The organism is Nocardioides sp. LHG3406-4 (genome assembly GCF_049897745.1).
GTDB lineage: Bacteria > Actinomycetota > Actinomycetes > Propionibacteriales > Nocardioidaceae > Nocardioides.
Genome location: NZ_JAFCWV010000004.1, coordinates 1 through 17535 on the forward strand (window position 1 = coordinate 1; position 17535 = coordinate 17535).

The 17535-nt window shown below is 71.7% G+C and carries 17 protein-coding genes; 7 read left to right on the plus strand and 10 right to left on the minus strand.

The features are described from left to right. Nucleotides 1–120: 120 nt before the first annotated feature. Both ACP7BP_RS14255 and ACP7BP_RS14260 read right to left on the minus strand, forming a co-directional pair. Nucleotides 121–1269, minus strand: a complete 1149-nt coding sequence (locus ACP7BP_RS14255; protein ID WP_426245451.1) for an MFS transporter — start codon at nucleotides 1267–1269, stop codon at nucleotides 121–123. Nucleotides 1270–1350: 81 nt separating this feature from the next. Next, nucleotides 1351–1989, minus strand: coding sequence for a pirin family protein (locus ACP7BP_RS14260; protein WP_426245452.1), 639 nt, complete (start codon nucleotides 1987–1989; stop codon nucleotides 1351–1353). 17 nt (nucleotides 1990–2006) lie between these two features. On the opposite strand from ACP7BP_RS14260, the gene ACP7BP_RS14265 reads away from it, so the two are divergent. Genes ACP7BP_RS14265 through ACP7BP_RS14285 form a run of 5 tightly spaced genes read left to right on the plus strand, consistent with a single transcriptional unit; the run spans nucleotide 2007 to nucleotide 8695 of the window. Beyond that, nucleotides 2007–3371, plus strand: a complete 1365-nt coding sequence (locus tag ACP7BP_RS14265) for a GH1 family beta-glucosidase (RefSeq protein ID WP_426245454.1) — start codon at nucleotides 2007–2009, stop codon at nucleotides 3369–3371. A gap of 30 nt (nucleotides 3372–3401) precedes the next feature. Further along, entirely contained in the window at nucleotides 3402–4469 is a 1068-nt protein-coding gene (locus ACP7BP_RS14270; protein WP_426245456.1) for a sulfotransferase family protein, read from the plus strand. Next, complete coding sequence (locus ACP7BP_RS14275) at nucleotides 4459–5394, plus strand: hypothetical protein (protein ID WP_426245457.1); 936 nt, start codon at nucleotides 4459–4461, stop codon at nucleotides 5392–5394. The genes ACP7BP_RS14270 and ACP7BP_RS14275 overlap by 11 nt, the downstream gene beginning before the upstream one ends. Continuing rightward, nucleotides 5391–7136: a hypothetical protein gene (locus tag ACP7BP_RS14280; protein WP_426245459.1), complete on the plus strand. Its 1746-nt coding sequence runs from the start codon at nucleotides 5391–5393 to the stop codon at nucleotides 7134–7136. Before ACP7BP_RS14275 ends, ACP7BP_RS14280 begins: the two co-directional genes overlap by 4 nt. Continuing rightward, nucleotides 7136–8695, plus strand: coding sequence for a glycosyltransferase (locus tag ACP7BP_RS14285; protein ID WP_426245461.1), 1560 nt, complete (start codon nucleotides 7136–7138; stop codon nucleotides 8693–8695). The genes ACP7BP_RS14280 and ACP7BP_RS14285 overlap by 1 nt, the downstream gene beginning before the upstream one ends. 293 nt (nucleotides 8696–8988) lie before the next feature. Here the strand turns inward: ACP7BP_RS14285 and ACP7BP_RS14290 are convergent, their stop codons facing one another. The 8 genes from ACP7BP_RS14290 to ACP7BP_RS14325 all read right to left on the minus strand — a co-directional run bounded on the left by ACP7BP_RS14290 (nucleotide 8989) and on the right by ACP7BP_RS14325 (nucleotide 14754). Next, nucleotides 8989–10161: a nucleotide sugar dehydrogenase gene (locus ACP7BP_RS14290; RefSeq protein ID WP_426245462.1), complete on the minus strand. Its 1173-nt coding sequence runs from the start codon at nucleotides 10159–10161 to the stop codon at nucleotides 8989–8991. 87 nt (nucleotides 10162–10248) lie between these two features. Next, nucleotides 10249–11391, minus strand: coding sequence for a MalY/PatB family protein (locus ACP7BP_RS14295; protein ID WP_426245464.1), 1143 nt, complete (start codon nucleotides 11389–11391; stop codon nucleotides 10249–10251). Nucleotides 11392–11464: 73 nt separating this feature from the next. Beyond that, entirely contained in the window at nucleotides 11465–11791 is a 327-nt protein-coding gene (locus tag ACP7BP_RS14300) for a hypothetical protein (protein ID WP_426245466.1), read from the minus strand. A gap of 13 nt (nucleotides 11792–11804) precedes the next feature. Next, complete coding sequence (locus ACP7BP_RS14305) at nucleotides 11805–12167, minus strand: DUF2185 domain-containing protein (protein WP_426245467.1); 363 nt, start codon at nucleotides 12165–12167, stop codon at nucleotides 11805–11807. 28 nt (nucleotides 12168–12195) lie between these two features. After that, the gene (locus ACP7BP_RS14310) at nucleotides 12196–12759 is read right to left on the minus strand and encodes a hypothetical protein (RefSeq protein WP_426245469.1); all 564 of its coding nucleotides are present in this window, start codon (nucleotides 12757–12759) and stop codon (nucleotides 12196–12198) included. A 17-nt stretch (nucleotides 12760–12776) separates the two neighbouring features. Then, nucleotides 12777–14126: an HNH/ENDO VII family nuclease gene (locus ACP7BP_RS14315; RefSeq protein ID WP_426245470.1), complete on the minus strand. Its 1350-nt coding sequence runs from the start codon at nucleotides 14124–14126 to the stop codon at nucleotides 12777–12779. Beyond that, nucleotides 14123–14428: a WXG100 family type VII secretion target gene (locus ACP7BP_RS14320; protein ID WP_426245471.1), complete on the minus strand. Its 306-nt coding sequence runs from the start codon at nucleotides 14426–14428 to the stop codon at nucleotides 14123–14125. Before ACP7BP_RS14320 ends, ACP7BP_RS14315 begins: the two co-directional genes overlap by 4 nt. A gap of 2 nt (nucleotides 14429–14430) precedes the next feature. Next, nucleotides 14431–14754 (minus strand): WXG100 family type VII secretion target, encoded by a 324-nt coding sequence (locus tag ACP7BP_RS14325; protein WP_426245473.1) that lies wholly within the window; start codon nucleotides 14752–14754, stop codon nucleotides 14431–14433. Nucleotides 14755–14879: 125 nt separating this feature from the next. On the opposite strand from ACP7BP_RS14325, the gene ACP7BP_RS14330 reads away from it, so the two are divergent. Together ACP7BP_RS14330 and ACP7BP_RS14335 are read left to right on the plus strand one after the other, a co-directional pair. Next, complete coding sequence (locus ACP7BP_RS14330; RefSeq protein ID WP_426245474.1) at nucleotides 14880–16043, plus strand: CaiB/BaiF CoA transferase family protein; 1164 nt, start codon at nucleotides 14880–14882, stop codon at nucleotides 16041–16043. After that, nucleotides 16040–17494 carry a flavin-containing monooxygenase gene (locus tag ACP7BP_RS14335; protein WP_426245475.1) on the plus strand — a complete coding sequence of 485 codons (1455 nt, stop codon included), beginning with the start codon at nucleotides 16040–16042 and terminating at the stop codon, nucleotides 17492–17494. Before ACP7BP_RS14330 ends, ACP7BP_RS14335 begins: the two co-directional genes overlap by 4 nt. The last annotated feature ends 41 nt before the right edge of the window (nucleotides 17495–17535 follow it).

Genomic DNA, 17535 nt, shown 5'->3' on the forward strand with positions numbered 1-17535 from the left:
TGGGCCATGAAGGCCTCCCTTGTGGAAGTGAAGTCCTAGACAGCTCCACTCCACACCGGGAGGCCTTCACCTATCTACGGCTCGCCGTACCCCATCGCACAACGTGCCTGGGCATCACAACTAGGTGCGGGCCGACGCCAGCACGAACCCCGCCGCCACGACCGCGGTCGCCCCCATCACCGGCCACAACAACCCCGGCGCGGCGTCGTACACGAACGTCCCGATCGGGCCGGCCAGCATCATGCCGCTGGTGGAGGCGCCGTTGTAGAGGCCCTGGTACTGCCCGATCAGGTGGTCCGGCGCCGCGTCGAGCACATGGGCGGTGGCGGTGGTCTTGTAGAGGATCTCGCCGGCCGTCAGCACTGCCATGGCGACCACCACGGAGACGACGGTCACCGGCAGCCCGAACATCACCGTCCCGACCCCGACCAGGGCATAGCCGATCGCGATAACGGGGTACGCCGACAGGTGGCGCAGCCGTTGCGTCGCCGGGATCTCGAGCAGCAGGATCAGCCCGGAGCCCACCGCGATGACGGTCGCATAGAGGCCGACGGGAGCGCCCGAGTCACGCAGGTGGAGCGGCAGCGTGGTGTAGAGCTGGCGATAGACGATGTCGACGAGCACGACACCCACCAGGAGCACCACGAGAGACCGGTCGGCGCGCACGGTCCGCCACAGGCCGGGCCGCGGACCCTCGTCGACCGCCTCAGCGACCGGCTCCTTCGGCAGCGCCCGGCTGAGCGCGACCCGGATCGCGAGCACGGCGAGCCCGTCGAGCACGAACAGTGCGTCGTAGCTCCAGGTGAACACCAGCGCGCCGAGCAGCGGGCCGATCACGAACCCGGCGTTGGAGGCCGCCCGGTTGATGGCGACCGCCGTACGCCGGTTGCCGCGCGGCACCGCCAGCGCGGTGAGGGCGCCGGTCGAGACTCCGCCCGTGGCGCTGAGGTAGGCGGCCACCGGGAGGGCCGCCGCCATCAGCCAGACCGGCAGCCACGGGACGGACATGAGTACGACGGCGCCGACGGACGACGCGACGAGCAGCACCCGGCGATGCCCGAACCGGTCACCCCACCGGCCGCCGGTGAAGTTGCCCACGAGCAGCGCGACGCCGATGACCCCGGAGATCACGCCGGCCACCGGAGCGCTGAGGTCGCGGGGCCCGGTCAGGTAGAGGGTCAGGAAGAGGAAGACGAACGCCGTCGCCGACCCCACGAACCGCGATGCCGCCAGCACCCAGACGACGCGGGGCATGTCGCGGAGGTCCACGGGCAGCACCCTCTCAGATGACGTCAGCCGTGGCTGTCCGCTGGTTGAGGTGCGGGCGAAGCGAGCCTCGAACCCGAGGACTCAGGCGAACGCCCACACCAGCAGCAGCCCGGGCGCCGCGAGCGAGAGCTCCCGACCCGGCTCGTCGCGGATCCGCCACGCATCCCCGGAGATCGCGTCGAACACGTGCAGCAACGGGGCCTCCGGCAGCACGACGCGAGACGACACGCTCCCCACCCAGAACGACGCGCCGGCCGCACCCACGGGCAGCGCCGAGCCGCCGGCGACCTGCACCAGCCCCGAGTCGGTCATCGGGGCGGCCTCCGCGCGGCTCGGCGTACCTCCGGGCGCGTCCGGCCGCACCCACGCCTGCACGAACCGGGTCGGCCCGGACGCGAGGTCACCCTGCTCCGAGTGCGTGATGCCCGACCCGGCCGACTGCACCTGGACCGTCCCGGGCTCCAGCACCGAGCTGTTCCCGAGCGAGTCGGTGTGCACCAGGGCACCGGACAGCACCCACGTCAGGATCTCCAGGTCCCGGTGCGGGTGCGTCGGATAGCCACCGCCGGGCGACAGCAGGTCGTCGTTGTGGGCGACCAGGGGACCGAAGCCGAGATTGGCGGGGTCGTAGTGCTCCCCGAACGAGAACGAGTGGGTCGTCTCCCGGTCCGGACGTCGGGTGACCGGCCTCGACGAAGCGGCGTACAGGTCGAGGGTCATGCCGTTATCGTCGCCGGGTGACCGGCCGAGACTCAACTGCGCGCGACCTCCCGTTGCTCCCGGCAGGGTTCACGTTCGGCACCAGCACCGCGGCGTACCAGGTCGAGGGCGCCGCGAGCGCGGACGGCAAGGGGCCCAGCATCTGGGACACCTTCGCCCACACGCCCGGGCGGATCGCCGACGACAGCACGGGTGACGTGGCCTCCGACCACTACCACCGGACCACCGAGGACGTCGCGCTGATCAAGGGGCTGGGCACCACCGGCTACCGCTTCTCGATCTCCTGGCCGCGGGTCCAGCCGACGGGCACCGGCAGCCCCAACCCGAAGGGCCTCGCGTTCTACGACCGGCTCGTCGACACCCTCCTCGACAGCGGCGTCGCGCCGATGGCCACCTTGTACCACTGGGACCTGCCGCAGGCGCTCGAGGACGACGGCGGCTGGCTCAACCGCGCCACGGTCGACCACTTCGCGGAGTACGCCGACATCGTCGGCGCGAAGCTCGCCGACCGGGTCGCCCACTGGATCCCGGTTCACGAGCCCAACGTCGCCACCCTGCTCGGCTACGGCCTGGGCATCCACGCCCCGGGCAAGGAGCTGCTGTTCGACGGCATGCCCGCGGCCCACCACCTGCTGCTGGCCCACGGGCGGGCGGCGATGGCGCTGCGGTCGCACGGTGCGGAGAGCATCGGCTGCGCCAACAACCACGCGCCGATCTGGCCCGCCAGCGAGGACCCCGCCGACACCGGGATGAGCAAGATCTTCGACCAGCTCTGGAACGGGGTCTTCCTGGAGGCGATGCTGCTCGGCCGCTACCCGATCGACATCGCGCCGCTCCTCGAGCACGTCGTGATGCCGGGCGACCAGGCCACCATCCGCCAGCCCCTCGACTTCTACGGCGTCAACTACTACAACCCCATGCGCATCGCGGCGGCCGAGGAGGGCGCGACGATGCCCTTCGAGCTGCGCGACATCCTGGGCTACCCGACCACCGACTTCGGCTGGCCGGTGGTGCCCGAGGCGCTCCGCGAGTGGCTGATCATCTTCCGCGCGCGCTACCGCGCCGCCCTGCCCCCGATCGTCATCACCGAGTCAGGGTGCGCCTACAACGTGGGGCCCGACGAGAACGGCGTCGTCGACGACCAGCTGCGCATCGACTACCACGACGCCCACATCCGCGCGGTCGCCGACGCCGTCAACCGGGGCGTCGACGTCAGGGGCTACTACTGCTGGTCGCTGCTGGACAACTTCGAGTGGGCCGAGGGGTACACCCAGCGCTTCGGCCTCGTGCACGTCGACTACGAGACCCAGAAGCGCACCCCGAAGCGCTCCTACGAGTGGTACGCCGACGTCATCGCCGCGCAGCCGCCCGCTGACGCGTGAGCGCTCTCCGGCGGCGATAGGCTGGCCGCCATGTCGAGAATCCCGGCTCAACCGTCTGACCCGTCGTCAGACCAGCCGCGCCGGGTCGTCTTCGTCGTCGGCTCCGGCCGCAGCGGCACGAGCACCATGTCCGGCACCCTGCGCACCCTCGGCCTGCACGTCCCGCAGCCCGAGGTCGTCGCCGACGCGACCAACCCCAAGGGCTTCGGCGAGCCGCAGTGGGTCGTCGACCTCCACGACGAGCTCCTCAAGCGCAGCAACGTGCAGGTCTCCGACGCCCGTCCGCAGGCCTGGCTGGAGGCGGGCAAGGTCAGCGCCGACCACGCGGTGCGCGAGCGGGTGACGTCGTGGCTGGCCGGGCAGTTCGAGGCCGGCGACGAGCTGGTGGTCAAGGACCCGCGCGCCGCCTGGTTCCTCGGGCTCTGGCGTGCCGCGGCCGGTCGCAACGACGCCAGGTCGTCGTACGTCACGATGCTCCGGCCCGTCACGGAGGTGGTCGGCAGCAAGCAGGCCTACTACGACGCCCGCCAGGGCGGGGTCACCCGCACCGCCGCGTGGGTCAACATGATGCTGCACACCGAGCGGGCCACGCGCGGTGAGTCGCGGGCGTTCGTGCGGTACGCCGACATGCTGGCCGACTGGACCGTCCCGGTCTTCCGCATCGGCGCCGCCTTCGACTTGCACGCGGTCAAGACCGCGATGGCCAACGACATCCGCGAGGTGCACAAGTTCATCGACCCGTCGCTGCGCCGGGTCACCCTCACCTGGGACGACGTCGACGTGCCACCCCGCCTGCGCGAGCTCGCCGACGAGACCTGGCAGGCGCTCGACGGCCTCGCCGACGAGGGCGGCGACACCGCTGCGGCGCACGAGGCCTGCGACCAGCTCCGCGTCGCCTACGCCGACATGTACGCCCAGGCGGAGGCCTTCGCGCACTCCACCACGCTGGCCGCCCGCCGCGAGGGCGCTCGCGCCGCGGCACCGGCCCCGGCCCCGGCCCCCGCCAGCCGGGTCGACCGGCTGCCGCACGCCGTACGCGCGATGGTGCCGCCCGCGGCCCGCCAGCGGATCCGGAAGGCGCTGGGGCGTGAGCGCTGACATCAGCTCGCTCGAGGGACTCCCGGAGTACGACGTCACCTGGCCCTGGCGCACCGGGCGGCTGCGTCCCGGGCTCACCTGCGTCTTCCGAGTCCGCAACGAGGCGCGCAACCTGCCGTGGGTGCTGCCCCCGATCCTCGACGCGGTGCAGCACGTGGTCTTCGTGGACAACGGCTCCGACGACGGCACCCCCGAGCTGGCGGCGAAGATCGCGGCGGAGCGGGGCGCCGCCGACCGGTTCACCGGGCTGACCTACCCGCACCCGGTCTCGCGGGCCGGCGCGGAGCACCTGGCGACGCCGGCCCACAGCGTCCACTCGCTGACCCACTTCTACAACTGGTCCTTCAGCCACGTCCGCACGGCGTACTCCATGAAGTGGGACGGCGACATGGTGCTCTCGCCCGAGGGCGCGCAGATCCTGCGCGACCTGTCGTGGCAGCTGGAGACGAGCCGGGCGATCGTGGCGATCCCGCGACACCCGCTGACCGTGGTCGACGAGTCGACGGGCTGGATCGACCTGAGCCTGCGCTTCCTGGAGCCGTGGGTCTACCCGATGGGGCCGGAGTTCACGTTCGTCAAGGCGTTCGACTGGGAGCTGCGGGAGTACCCCTCCGACATCGAGCGGATCGTGCTGCCCCAGGGCCTGGTGGTCGAGGTGAAGTGGCATGACGCCGACGAGTTCGCGCACTGGCGAAAGGACGGCGTCGACTTCACCAACACCCGGCTCTACCGCAAGCTGCGCGAGTTCGAGGTCGACGACGCGATCCGCACGGGCACGCCCCTCAACGGGCTGGTCAAGGTGACCGCGCCCCCGGGCGTGCACATCATCGACCACGTCACGCACACCTGGCTGCCCGAGCAGCCGCGCCCGTTGGTCAAGCACTCGCTTCCGGAGTCCCTCACGCTGCGCAGGACCAAGCCGTGAGCCATCCTCTCGACGGGTTCCTCGCCAACGCGCCCGCGCCCTTCCTCGTGCTCGTCGACGACGCGTCGCCGGAGGCTGCGGACCTGCTCCCCGCGTCGTACGACGGCGAGGCCATGGCCGTCTCGCGGCTCACCGAGAAGGTGCGGATCGGCCAGCGGTCGGTGCTGCTCGTCACGGCTGACCGAGCGTCGCTGCGCCGGGTCGCCAGCGCGCTGCCTCGGCTCGGGCAGGTCCGTGTCGTCGGCGTCTGGACCTGGGCCTCGACCGCGCCGCTGGTGCTGCGCCCGCGCGGCGAGTGGCCGACGATGACCAGCCTCAACGCGCGTCCGCTCGAGGGCCGGGGACACCTCACCGTGGCGCGCTTCGACGACCCCGTCGGCGCCCAGCCGGTCCTGCTCGAGCTCGCCCGTCAGGCCGCCGGGCCGGTCGATGCCGCCCACGGCGGTGTCGTCGTCGCCTACGCCGGCCGCCCACCCGCACCGGGTCTCGACGTGCGCGCCCTCCACCTCGAGACGCCGGCCGACGCCGAGGACCCCGAACGGGACGTCCCGCCCGACGTGGTGGCGGCCGGACGGATGCCGATCATGTCGACGCCGATGCCGCACCACGTGATCGGCCGCGCGTCCGCGGTCGTGCCGCCTGAGCACCTCGACCCGGTCGACGAGCAGGTCTTCAACCCCGTGGGGTTCCGGAAGCACTGGGACACCCCGGTGGTGCCGCTCGCCTCGCTCGGCCTCGGCCCGGGCGGGCTCACGGAGCGGGCGCTCACCAGCGCCCGCGCCCACCAGGGCGTGCGCGTCGACCTCGCCGCCGACCCGGTCGACCAGGTGCTCGCGCTGGCGATGGCGGGCGTGCCGCTGGTCGCCTCCGGCTCGGCCCCCGGGCTGGCACCCAGGCTGTCGGCCGCGCTGGCCACCCCCGTCGACCTCGACGACGCGCTCGCCCGCGAGGAGCACAGCCTGCGGGTCCGCCGGGCCACGTTCGACCATCACTCGACCCTGGCCTGGCGCTCCGGCCTCGCCGCGCGCGCCGGCGTACGCCATGCGGGGCTGCCACCGGTGAGCATCCTGCTCGCCACGATGCGGCCGCAACAGCTCGACTTCGCGCTGCGCCAGGTCGCCCGGCAGGAGGACGCGACGGTCGAGCTGGTGCTGGCGACGCACGGCTTCGCCGCCGACGAGGCGAAGGTCGAGGCAGCGCTCGGCTCGACGCCGTACGTGCTGCTCGACTTCGGCCAGGACGAGTTCTTCGGCGACGTGCTCACCGCCGCGGCGCGGGCCGCGTCGGGCGAGGTGCTGCTGAAGATCGACGACGACGACTGGTACTCCCCGCACGTCGTGCACGACCTGCTGATGGCGCGGCGCTACACCGGCGCCGACGTGGTCGGGATGCCGTCGGAGTTCGTCTACCTCCAGCAGAGCGACGTCACCGTGCGACGCAACCACCCGTCGGAGATCTTCAACCGGTTCGTCGCCGGCGGCACGATCATGATCGACCGCGGCATGCTGCGGGCGCTGGGCGACTTCCGGCGCGTACGCCGCTTCGTCGACACCCAGCTGCTCGCCGGCGTGGAGGCGGCCGGTGGCCGGATCTACCGCACCCACGGCCTGGGCTACGTGCTCCGGCGCACCGGGTCGGGGCACACCTGGGCGATGGACGACGAGCAGTTCCGCCGTGCCGAGATCATCGAGGCGGAGTGGCCGGGCTTCCACCCGAGCGCGGAGCTGCAGGTGGAGGGCTGATGCCCCGGCAGCCCGTCGTACGCCACAACGACTGGAGCATGCTCACCCCGCCGGCACTGGGGGAGTGGGAGCCGACCAGAACCGTCACGATGGTGGTGCCGGCCTACAACTACCACCGCACGCTGCCCTACGTGCTGGCCGCGCTGGCCGCGCAGAGCTACCCCGCGCACCTGATGGAGGTCGTCGTCGTCGACGACCAGAGCACCCCGCCCCTGGAGCTGCCGGAGGTGCGGCCCGACAACACCCGGATCCTGCGCGTCGAGTCCGGATGGGGGCGCGCCAACGCGTGTCACCAGGGTGCACTGGCGAGCGACGGCGAGGTGCTGCACTGGTACGACGCCGACATGCTCGCCCATCGCGAGGAGGTCGAGGCGCAGCTGCGCTGGCACCATCTCGTCGACTACGCGGTGCCCGGCGGCGACAAGCGGTTCGTCGACCCGGCGTCGCTGTTCTCCCGCTCGCCCACCGAGGTCCGAGACCTCGTGGCGGGTGGGGGCGCGGCCGACCTGTTCCCCGACGAGGAGCACGAGAGGCACACCTGGGTCGAGGGCTTCTGGAAGCGCACGGGCGACCTCACGAAGGCGGGGCCGCGGGCGCAGCGGGTGCACATCGGGATGACCGGCTCGGTCTCGCGCGACCTCTACTTCGCCTCGCGCGGCTTCGACCCGATGCTGCGGCTCGGCGAGGACATGGCGCTCGGCCACGAGCTCGCCCAGGCGGGGGCGGTCTTCGTCGTCGACCGGGAGGCGAGGAGCTGGCACCTCGGGCGCTCTCAGGTGCTGCGCCGCGCCGAGCAGGTCAACCGCTACAACGACCCGTACCTCGCCAACCTGGTGCCCGCGATGCGCCCCAAGCGCAACCGGCACGGGCGCGCCTACGAGGTGCCCTACCTCGAGGTCGTCGTGCCCCTCGGCCCTGCCGACGACACCGTGCACGTGGTCGACGCCCTGCTCGACTCCTCGGTGCCGGACCTCCGCGTCGTCGTCGTCGGCCCGTGGGGCGACGTGCACGAGGACCGCATCCAGCCGGTCGAGGACCCGGTCCTCGAGACCCGCATCGTGCACCGCTCCTACCGTGGCGAACCGCGGGTCAGGCTGGAGTCCTCGGCCGACCCGGCCACCGACGCGGAGTTCCGGCTGACCCTGCCCGGCGTCGCCTACGCGCCGTCGTACGACGCGATGGGGGCGCTGCTCGACGACCTCGAGCGCACCCATCACGGCGTCCGCGTCATCGCGTTCCCCGACGGCACCGCCGCCCGTCTGGAGCGCGTCGCCGCGCTGGCCCGGGTCTCCCGGCTGCTCGACGAGGGCGACGATCCCGACGCGTTGATGGATCAGGCGTTCGGTCTCGAGGAGTACGCCGCGGCGCGGGCCGGCTTCCTGCCCGTCGCCGAACGCGTCGTCGAGCGCTTCGAGCTGCGCGCGAAGCCCGCGATGGACCCCGCGGAGTCGACGGCGCTGCTCGACGCTGCGCTGTCACCCGCGGCGGAGCCGCCGGCTCCGGACCCGCGCGCCGACGCCAAGGGCAGACTCACGCGCAGGGTTCGTGGCCTCTTCTGAGGGTTTGTGTGGTGTGTGGGGGGCACGAACCCTGGGAGTCACCGGATATCCGGTGACCTCGCCGCGCCCAGGCGCCCGCCGAGGAAGCGCAGGGGTTTGTGGCCTCTTCTGGGGGTTTGTGTGGTGTGTGGGGGGCACGAACCCTGGGAGTCACCGGATATCCGGTGACCTCGCCGCGCCCAGGCGCCCGCCGAGGAAGCGCAGGGGTTCGTGGCCCTTTCTGAGGGTTTGTGTGGTGTGTAGAGGCCACGAACCCCGGAAGTCACCGGATATCCGGTGACTCCAAAGCCACCTCAGTCAGACCCGAACAGGTCCCGCGTGTAGACCTTGTCCTCGACGTCCTTGATCTCCTCGACCATCCGGTTGGCCACGATCACGTCGGAGACCTTCTTGAACTCGTCGAGGTCACGCACGACGCGGGAGCCGAAGAACGTCTCGTCGCGCAGCTCCGGCTCGTACACCACGACCTCGACGCCCTTGGCCTTGATGCGCTTCATGATGCCCTGCACGCTGCTCGATCGGATGTTGTCGGCGGCGGCCTTCATGATGAGCCGGTGGATGCCCACGACCTGGGGCCTGCGCGCGAGGATGTCGGCGGCCACGAAGTCCTTGCGGGTCGTGTTGGCGGTGACGATCGCCTCGATCAGGCTCTGGGGCACGTCCTGGTAGTTGGCGAGCAGCTGCTTGGTGTCCTTCGGCAGGCAGTAGCCGCCGTAGCCGAAGGACGGGTTGTTGTAATGGGTGCCGATCCGCGGGTCGAGGCCGACGCCGTCGATGATCTGCCGCGTCGAGAGGTCGCGCGTGATGGCGAAGGAGTCGAGCTCGTTGAAGAACGCCACCCGCATCGCCAGGTAGGTGTTGGCGAACAGCTTGATCGCCTCCGCCTCGGTCGGCTGGGTGAGCAGGACCGGCACGTCCTTGTCGAGCGCGCCCTCGATGAGCAGGTCGGCGAAGCGCCGCGCGCGAGGGCTGTCCTCCCCGACGACGATGCGCGACGGGTTCAGGTTGTCGAGCAGCGCCTTGCCCTCGCGGAGGAACTCCGGCGAGAAGATCACGTTTTCGATGCCGAGCCGGGCGCGCAGGTCCTCGACGTAGCCCACCGGGATCGTCGACTTGATGACCATCGTCGCGTCGGGGTTGGCGGCGAGCACGTCGTGGACGACCTTCTCGACCGAGTCGGTGTTGAAGTAGTTGGTGACCGGGTCGTAGTCGGTCGGCGTCGCGATCACGACGTACTCCGCCTCGCGGAAGGCCGACGGCCCGTCCAGGGTGAAGGTGAGGTCGAGCGCCCGCGTGGAGAGGTAGTGCTCGATCTCCGCGTCCTGGATCGGGCTGATGCCGCGACCCAGGCTGTCGACCCGGTCGGCATCGACGTCGACGCCGACCACCTCGTGGTGCTGGGAGAGGAGTACGGCGATGGAGAGGCCGACGTAGCCGAGGCCGACGACGGCGAACTTGGTGGTCACCTCAGGCATTGTGCCCGACCCGCGGCGTCTGCGCCGACCGGAGAAGTGGCCATCCGGCGAACGGAGGCCGGCGTACAGCCCGCCTGCTCAGCTGCCGAGCGCCCCGGCCGTCCGGCGGACGATCTCGGTGAGCCGCTCCGGCGAGGTCGCGATGTTCAGCCGCACGTGCCCGGCCAGGCCCGGCTGGTAGCGGCTCCCCTCCTCCAGCCACACCCGGCCGCGCTCGCGGATCACGCTGGCCGGCTCGTCGTGGCCGTAGGCCCGTAGGTCGAGCCAGGCGAGGTACGTCGCCTCGAGCGGCCGCATCCGCGCCCTCGGCAGGTGCTCGGCGAGCAGGGAGGCCAGCAGGGAACGCTGCTCGCCGAGCCGCTGCACGAGCGCCGCCAGCCAGGCGTCGCCGTGGGTGTACGCCGCGACGGCGGCGATCACGCCCAGCGGCGACCACGAGTCGTTGCGCACCAGCGGGGCGCCCGCCAGCCGATCGCGCGTGGCGGGGTCGGCGGTGACGATCTGCGCGCAGCGCAGGCCGGGGGTGTTGAAGGCCTTCGACGCCGCCACGACGGCCACCGCGTGGTCGGCCGTGCCCTCGATCGCCAGGTAGGACAGGTGCCTCGCGCCGGGCAGCACCAGCGGCGCGTGGATCTCGTCGCTGATCACCCGGGCGCCGTGCCGTAGGACCACGTCGCGCACGCCCTCGAGCTCGGCGCGCGTGAAGACCCGGCCCCAGGGATTGTGCGGCTGGGTCAGCAGCAGCGTGCGGGCGCCGTCGGCGAGGAGCCGGTCGAGGCGGTCCAGGTCGATCCCGGCCCGCTCCGCGTCGGCGTCGACGACGAGGTCGACGCGTTCGCGCCCGGTGACCTGGGCGACCTCGAGCTGCGGGGAGTACGCCGGCACCGGCATCACCATCGGCCCGGGCTCGGACAGCACGTCGAGGGCGACCCGCACCCCGGCCGTCACGTCGACGACCGGGAGCACCTGCCCCGGGTCGACCTCCTGGTCGTAGTGGCGCGCCGCGAACCCGGCGTAGGCCTTGCCCAGCTCGCCGCCCGTCTCCAGCGGCGGATAGCCGACGACGCCCCGCGAGACCGCCTCGGCCAGCGCCTCGGCGACCGGCGGTGCGAGCGCGTAGTCCATCTCGGCCACCCACGCCGGGATCTCGTCGGCCGCGGCCATGCCCCACTTGAGCAGCAGTGCGCGCCTGGCCTCCTCGTCGGTGTAGTCGCGGATCATGTCGGCAAACCTAGCGACCGGCCGGGCCGCCGCGGCGTACCCCCGCCTGCGTCACTACCCGGACGGCCTGGGCTCACGGACCTTCCAACTCGTCGAGCCTGGCCTCGGCCTCGCGGGTCAGCTGCTGCCGCTCCTCGTCGGACAGGGAGTCCCAGTAGTCCTCGTACTGCTGCACCCCGGAGCGGGTGAGGGCCATGAACTCCCGGTCGTGCTCGAGGTCGCGGATCTCCCGACGGCCGGAGAGTACGTCGCGCACCAGCTGCGCCATGGCGGTGCCGGCGTGCTGCTCGGCGATGGCGGTGAGGTTGCTGCGCAGCAGCCGCGCCGCCTCCGGGTCGCCGGTGAACTCCGTGAACGGGTCCGGGCGGTCCGCGCCGCCCAGGGTGCCTGCGCTGGTCATGGTCGTGCTCTCGTCACTCGGGCAGGTCGGGGGCGTACAGGTCCTCGCGCGGGATCGGCCGGCCGGTCGCGGTGTCGACGATCTCGATGCCGTTGCCCTCGTCGACGATCTGCAGGTCGGACCCGACCGGCAGGTCCCAGATGCCGATCAGGGCGGGCTCGATCTCGCACACCCGGTTGAAGTCGACGATCTGCAGGTTGGCGGCGTCGTGGAGGTACTCCGAGGTGTCGATGTCGCTGAAGATCCGCCAGCCGTTGTCAGCGGCGGCCTTGGACTCCTCGCGCACCATCCACTTGACGCGTCCGGCCTGGTTCATGACGTTGTTGGACGCCAGGCACGCTCCGGCGCCGGGGATGAACTCGATGGTGCTCGACATGTCGCCTCCGTGACCGATGGGGTGGGGACTACTCGGGGATCGGGATGCCGCGTGCGGTGAGGTAGGCGTCGGCCCGCGCCAGAAGGTCGGCGCGCTTGGCCGAGATCTGCTGGATGTTGGCGTAGACGGACTTGTCGAAGTTGCCCTGCTGGAGCAGGTCGAGGTCGGGACGATCGAAGAGCACGTCGTAGAACGGCGCCAGCGTCGCGTCGCTGAACTTGAACACGTCGGCCAGCGTCTCGAGCGGCGTGCCGAACCTCGGGACCACCCGGTTGACGTCGGCCCCGGCGTCGAGCATCCGCCGCAGCAGGGCCGGCTCGGCCTCGAAGTCGTGGGCGGTCGCCCCGAGCAGGACGTGCAGCTCGTCGCCGTGGGCCATCACGTCGGCGCCGTCGTCCAGCAGGCGATTGGCGATCGCGACGCGCGCAGCGGGATCCCCGTTGCCGAGCGCGAGGCCCAGCAGGGACGCGCCAGAGAAGTCCTTCTTCGCCTCGGAGGGGTCGTAGACGGCCTCGAACTCGTCGTAGCTGCCGCGTGCGGCGGCGCCGTGCAGAGCCGAGTCGTCGCCGTTGTCCCGCTTCAGCCAAGCCATGTCGCGAGCCTATCGCCCTAGCCGCCCTCGTCGACGTGCGAGCGGTTGCGCCCGGGATGCTCGACGCGGTAGTTGTCGGGGTCGCGGACCTCCCTGAGGAACTCGTCCTTGGAGATCTTCCCGCTGAGGTAGTCGTCGCGCAGGTGGCGGTACTCCCGGCCGGTGACGTGCCCCATGTCCCACACGCCCTCGCGTGGCTGACCGGGCCTCCACTCGATCTTGACCAGCTGGCCGTCCTTGTTGCGGACCCAGACCTCGCCGGCCTCGTCCTGCGCCTTGCTCCAGACCTCGTCGACCTGTTCCCTGCCGTACGACGGCCGGCCGTTGGCGTAGGGCAGCCGGTCGCCGCTCCTGTCGTACCCGTAGGAGCCCGGCCGCCCCTTCGGAGGCAGCTTGCCGGTGGGCTTGTGACGCAGCCGGCGCGCGCTCTGGAAGCGCCGCAGGACGGTGCGGACGCCCTTCACCTTCGAGACCGAGCGGGCCATCGCGCCGATGGCCTTGATCACCTTGATGGCCTTGATGGCGGCGATGATCCTGCGGGCGCACGAGATCGCGCGCTGGACCGCTACCCCGGCGCCCACGGCGGCGGCGCCACCGAAGGTGAAAACGCTCGCGATGCCACTGATCACGGCGGTCGCGCCGATCTCGATGGCCAGATCCTTCAGCAGGCCGATGACGACCTCGCGCGTGGTCTCCACCTTGGTGGCGTACTCCTCGCAGGACTCGGCCAGGCTGCGGCACTCCGCTGCGAGGTCGGTCGACGCCTGCTTGACGTCGGAGACGGCGCTGCGCGCGAGGGCGATCTCGGGCGACCGCTGCGCGCTGAGCTGCGCGCCTGCGGTCTCGGCGTACGACGGGGCCCGGTCGAGGTCGCCCGCCATCGTGCGCCACGTGCCGGCTGCCTGGCGCAGCTTGTCGACATCGGCGCTCGGCCAGGCCCAGCCCTGGAGGTGGTCGACGACGAGGTTCCAGAACTCCGGCATGTCGGCGTTGTCGGAGCCCAGCGAGCTGGGCGGGGTGTAGGAGCCGACCGTCTGCGGGTCGGGGGCGGCGTCGTCCCCGGTGGGCTGGGCCTGCTTGTAGACCGAGCCGGCGTTGGCGTTGCGGTGGTTGTTGCCCGACTCGGCGGTCACCGTGGCGAGGGTGCCGAAGGACGTCGCCAGCTCGGCGATGCCGGCCACCACCTCGGCGGCGGCCGGGTCGTAGTTGTTGACGAAGTCCTCCGAGGACCGGTCGTCACCACCCATGGCGGAGTAGCCGCCGAGCTTCGAGGTCAGCGTGGCGTAGGCGCTCGCGATCAGCCTGTTGCCGCCGACGAAGGCCTCGGCCGCGGAGTCGTAGCCCGCCGCGTCGACGTCGAGCCTCATGACAGGCTCTCCCACATCGTGACGTTGGTCGTCGCCGCGCCGGTGTAGTTGCCGTGAGCCGCCCGCGCTGCCTGGCGCAGCTCGTTGAGCGCCGTACGCATGGCGGCCATGCCCTGGTCCCACTCCTGCTGGGCCGCCTGCTGGGCGTCGGCCGCCAGGCCCCCCCAGACCGACTGGAGCGCCTTGATCTGGGCCTCCAGGTCCTCGGTCAGCGACTGCAGCGCCGCCTCGGTCTTCTCGACGTCGGCGATGACCGCGTCGAGCTCGTCGGAGTCGACCGTGAACCGGTTCACGTCGCCCATGGTCAGCCTCCCAGCCGGTCGATGAGCCGGGCGGAGAGCTGGTCCAGCTGCTGCTGCGAGGTGTCGTCAGCGTCGATGTAGTCCTTGTGCGCGGCCTCGAGCAGCTCGCCCATGGCCACCAGGCCGTCGAGGACGTCGGTGGCGGCCACCTTCCAGTCGCCCCAGGCGTCGACGAACGAGTCGGCGGCCACCCCGGTCCAGCCGCTGCCCAGGAAGCCGGAGACCCGGGTGTCGATCCTGTCGCGATCGCTCTTGAGGCGACCCGCACCCTCGGCGACGTCGGCCTTGGCCTGGGTGAACGCCTGGTGGATGACGTTGATGTTCATCGTCGTGCCCTCCTCGGGTACGCCGATACCCCCGGCCGGCGAGGGCCAAACCTGCCGATCCGGGGCGTCGGTCGGGCGTGCGACGCTGACACCGGACCTGTCACGGTCTCTGTCATGATCGGGTCATGACCGGCCGCATGGACTACGCGCTGGGCCAGGGGACCGGACCGCTGCGAGGGGTGAAGGTCGTCGAGATCGCCGGCATTGGCCCCGGTCCGCACGCCTGCATGATCCTGGCCGATCTCGGCGCTGACGTGATCCGCGTCGAGCGCCCCGATGGGGGCATGTTCCCGCCGAACGGCAAGGACGTGCTCGGCCGCGGGCGACCCAGCGTGGCGCTCGACCTCAAGCAGCCCGCCGCGGCGGGCGTCGTACTCGATCTGGTCGAGGGTGCCGACGTGCTCGTCGAGGGGATGCGCCCCGGGGTCGCCGAGCGACTCGGCTTCGGCCCGGAGGCCTGCCTCGAGCGCAACCCGCGGCTGGTCTACGGCCGGATGACCGGCTGGGGCCAGGACGGCCCGCTCGCGGTGAGCGCCGGTCACGACATGAACTACATCGCGATCACCGGCGCCCTGTTCGGGCTCGGCCAGGACCGCACGCGCCCGCACTTCCCGGCCAACCTGGTGGGCGACTTCGGGGGCGGGTCGACGTACCTCGTGATCGGGGTGCTGGCCGCTCTCCTCGAGGCGCGCATCAGCGGGCAGGGGCAGGTCGTCGACGCGGCGATCGTCGACGGCACGGCGCACCTCAACGCCATGGCCGTCACGCTGACCGCCCTCGGGCTGCAGCACGAGCGGCGCGTCTCGGGGCTGCTCGACGGGGGCCTCCCCTACTACGACGTCTACGAGACCGCCGACGGCCGGCACATGTCCGTGGGCGCGCTCGAGCCGCAGTTCTACGACGAGCTGGTGCGGCTGCTCGAGGTCGACGTGCCCGACCGCGACGACCCGGCCAACCACCAGGCGATCCGGGACTCGTTCACGGCGCGCTTCAAGGAGCGGTCGCAGGCCGAGTGGGTGGCGGTCTTCGAGGGCACCGACGCGTGCGTCGCCGGCATCGTCCCGCTCTCCGAGGCTGCCGAGCACCCCCACCTGGCGTCCCGCGGGACGTTCGTCGACGTGGACGGGCTCACCCAGCCGGCGCCCGCGCCGCGCTTCTCCCGCACCCCGTCCGCCCTCGGCCTCCCACCCGCCCGGGCGGCCGGCGCGCACACCCGCGAGGCCCTCGCCGCGTGGGGCATCGCCGACGTGGACTCCCTCATCGCCAACGGGACGGCCGTCCAGTCATGACCCACGACCGCCTCGAGCACGTCGACGTGCTCCTCGTCGGGGCCGGCCTCTCCGGCATCGGCGCGGCGTGCCAACTCAGCCGCCAGCACCCGCAGCGCTCCTACGCGATCCTCGAGCGGCGGCACGCGAGCGGCGGCACCTGGGACCTGTTCCGCTACCCCGGGGTGCGGTCCGACTCCGACATGTTCACCCTCGGCTACCGCTTCAAGCCGTGGCGCGGCGAGAAGGCGCTGGCCGACGGCCCGTCGATCCTGGCGTACGTCCGCGAGACCGCGCGCGAGTACGGCGTCGACGAGCACGTCCGCTACGGCGTCCATGCCACCAGTGCGTCCTGGGACACCGACACCGCGCGCTGGACCGTCACCGGCACCCGCGACGGCGAGCCGTTCGCGATGACGTGCGACTTCCTGTGGTGCACCAGCGGCTACTACGACTACGACCGGGGCTTCACCCCGCCCTTCGACGGCGTCGACGACTTCCGCGGCGTCGTCGTGCACCCGCAGCACTGGCCCGAAGGCCTCGACTACGCCGGGAAGCAGGTCCTGGTCATCGGCTCCGGTGCCACCGCGGTGACGCTCGTGCCGGCGCTCGCCGGCTCCGGCGCCGGGCACGTGACCATGCTCCAGCGCTCGCCCACCTACGTCCTGGCGCTGCCGGAGGTCGACCGGATCGCGCGGGGGCTGCGCCGGCTGCTGCCCGAGCGGGCGTCGTACACCTTGACGCGCTGGAAGAACGTCGCCGTGGCCACCGGTCTCTACCAGCTCTCGCAGCGACGGCCGGACCTGGTGCGCGCGATGATCCGCCGGGCGACGGTCAAGGCGCTGCCCGAGGGGTACGACGTGGACACCCACTTCAAGCCGGTCTACGACCCGTGGGACCAGCGGCTGTGCCTGGTGCCGGACGGCGACCTCTTCCGCTCGCTCTCGCGCGGCGACGCGTCGGTCGTCACCGCCACGATCGACCGCTTCACCGAGCAGGGCGTGCTGCTCGGGTCCGGTGAGGAGCTGGAGGCCGACGTCGTCGTGACCGCCACCGGGCTCAACCTGGTGGCCTTCGGCGGCATGGATCTCGTCGTCGACGGGCGGCCGGTCGCACTGCCCGACACGATGGCCTACAAGGCGCTGATGCTCTCCGGCGTGCCCAACTTCGCCTACACGATCGGCTACACCAACGCCTCCTGGACGCTCAAGGCCGACCTCGTCGCGGAGTACGTCTGCCGCGTGCTGGCCCACCTCGACGAGCACGGCCAGCGTGTCGTCGTACCCGTGGACGACCCCGCGGTCGAGCGCCGCCCGTTCATGGACTTCATGGCCGGCTACGTGCTGCGCTCCCTCGACCAGCTCCCGAAGCAGGGCGACGTGGAGCCGTGGCGGCTGCGCCAGAACTACCTGTACGACGTCCGGTCGATCCGCCGCGCCCCGATCGACGACGGGGTGCTCGCCTTCAGCTGATTCACCGGGATTCAATGCTTCTGGACCGGATCCACTACTGT

Excerpts from the sequence above, each read along its gene's own strand:
- ACP7BP_RS14260 (WP_426245452.1), bottom strand. The coding sequence starts at position 1,989 with ATGACCCTCGACCTGTACGCCGCTTCGTCGAGGCCGGTCACCCGACGT.
- ACP7BP_RS14270 (WP_426245456.1), top strand. The coding sequence starts at position 3,402 with ATGTCGAGAATCCCGGCTCAACCGTCTGACCCGTCGTCAGACCAGCCG.
- ACP7BP_RS14285 (WP_426245461.1), top strand. The coding sequence starts at position 7,136 with ATGCCCCGGCAGCCCGTCGTACGCCACAACGACTGGAGCATGCTCACC.
- ACP7BP_RS14295 (WP_426245464.1), bottom strand. The coding sequence starts at position 11,391 with ATGATCCGCGACTACACCGACGAGGAGGCCAGGCGCGCACTGCTGCTC.
- ACP7BP_RS14300 (WP_426245466.1), bottom strand. The coding sequence starts at position 11,791 with ATGACCAGCGCAGGCACCCTGGGCGGCGCGGACCGCCCGGACCCGTTC.
- ACP7BP_RS14305 (WP_426245467.1), bottom strand. The coding sequence starts at position 12,167 with ATGTCGAGCACCATCGAGTTCATCCCCGGCGCCGGAGCGTGCCTGGCG.
- ACP7BP_RS14310 (WP_426245469.1), bottom strand. The coding sequence starts at position 12,759 with ATGGCTTGGCTGAAGCGGGACAACGGCGACGACTCGGCTCTGCACGGC.
- ACP7BP_RS14315 (WP_426245470.1), bottom strand. The coding sequence starts at position 14,126 with ATGAGGCTCGACGTCGACGCGGCGGGCTACGACTCCGCGGCCGAGGCC.
- ACP7BP_RS14320 (WP_426245471.1), bottom strand. The coding sequence starts at position 14,428 with ATGGGCGACGTGAACCGGTTCACGGTCGACTCCGACGAGCTCGACGCG.
- ACP7BP_RS14325 (WP_426245473.1), bottom strand. The coding sequence starts at position 14,754 with ATGAACATCAACGTCATCCACCAGGCGTTCACCCAGGCCAAGGCCGAC.
- ACP7BP_RS14330 (WP_426245474.1), top strand. The coding sequence starts at position 14,880 with ATGACCGGCCGCATGGACTACGCGCTGGGCCAGGGGACCGGACCGCTG.
- ACP7BP_RS14335 (WP_426245475.1), top strand. The coding sequence starts at position 16,040 with ATGACCCACGACCGCCTCGAGCACGTCGACGTGCTCCTCGTCGGGGCC.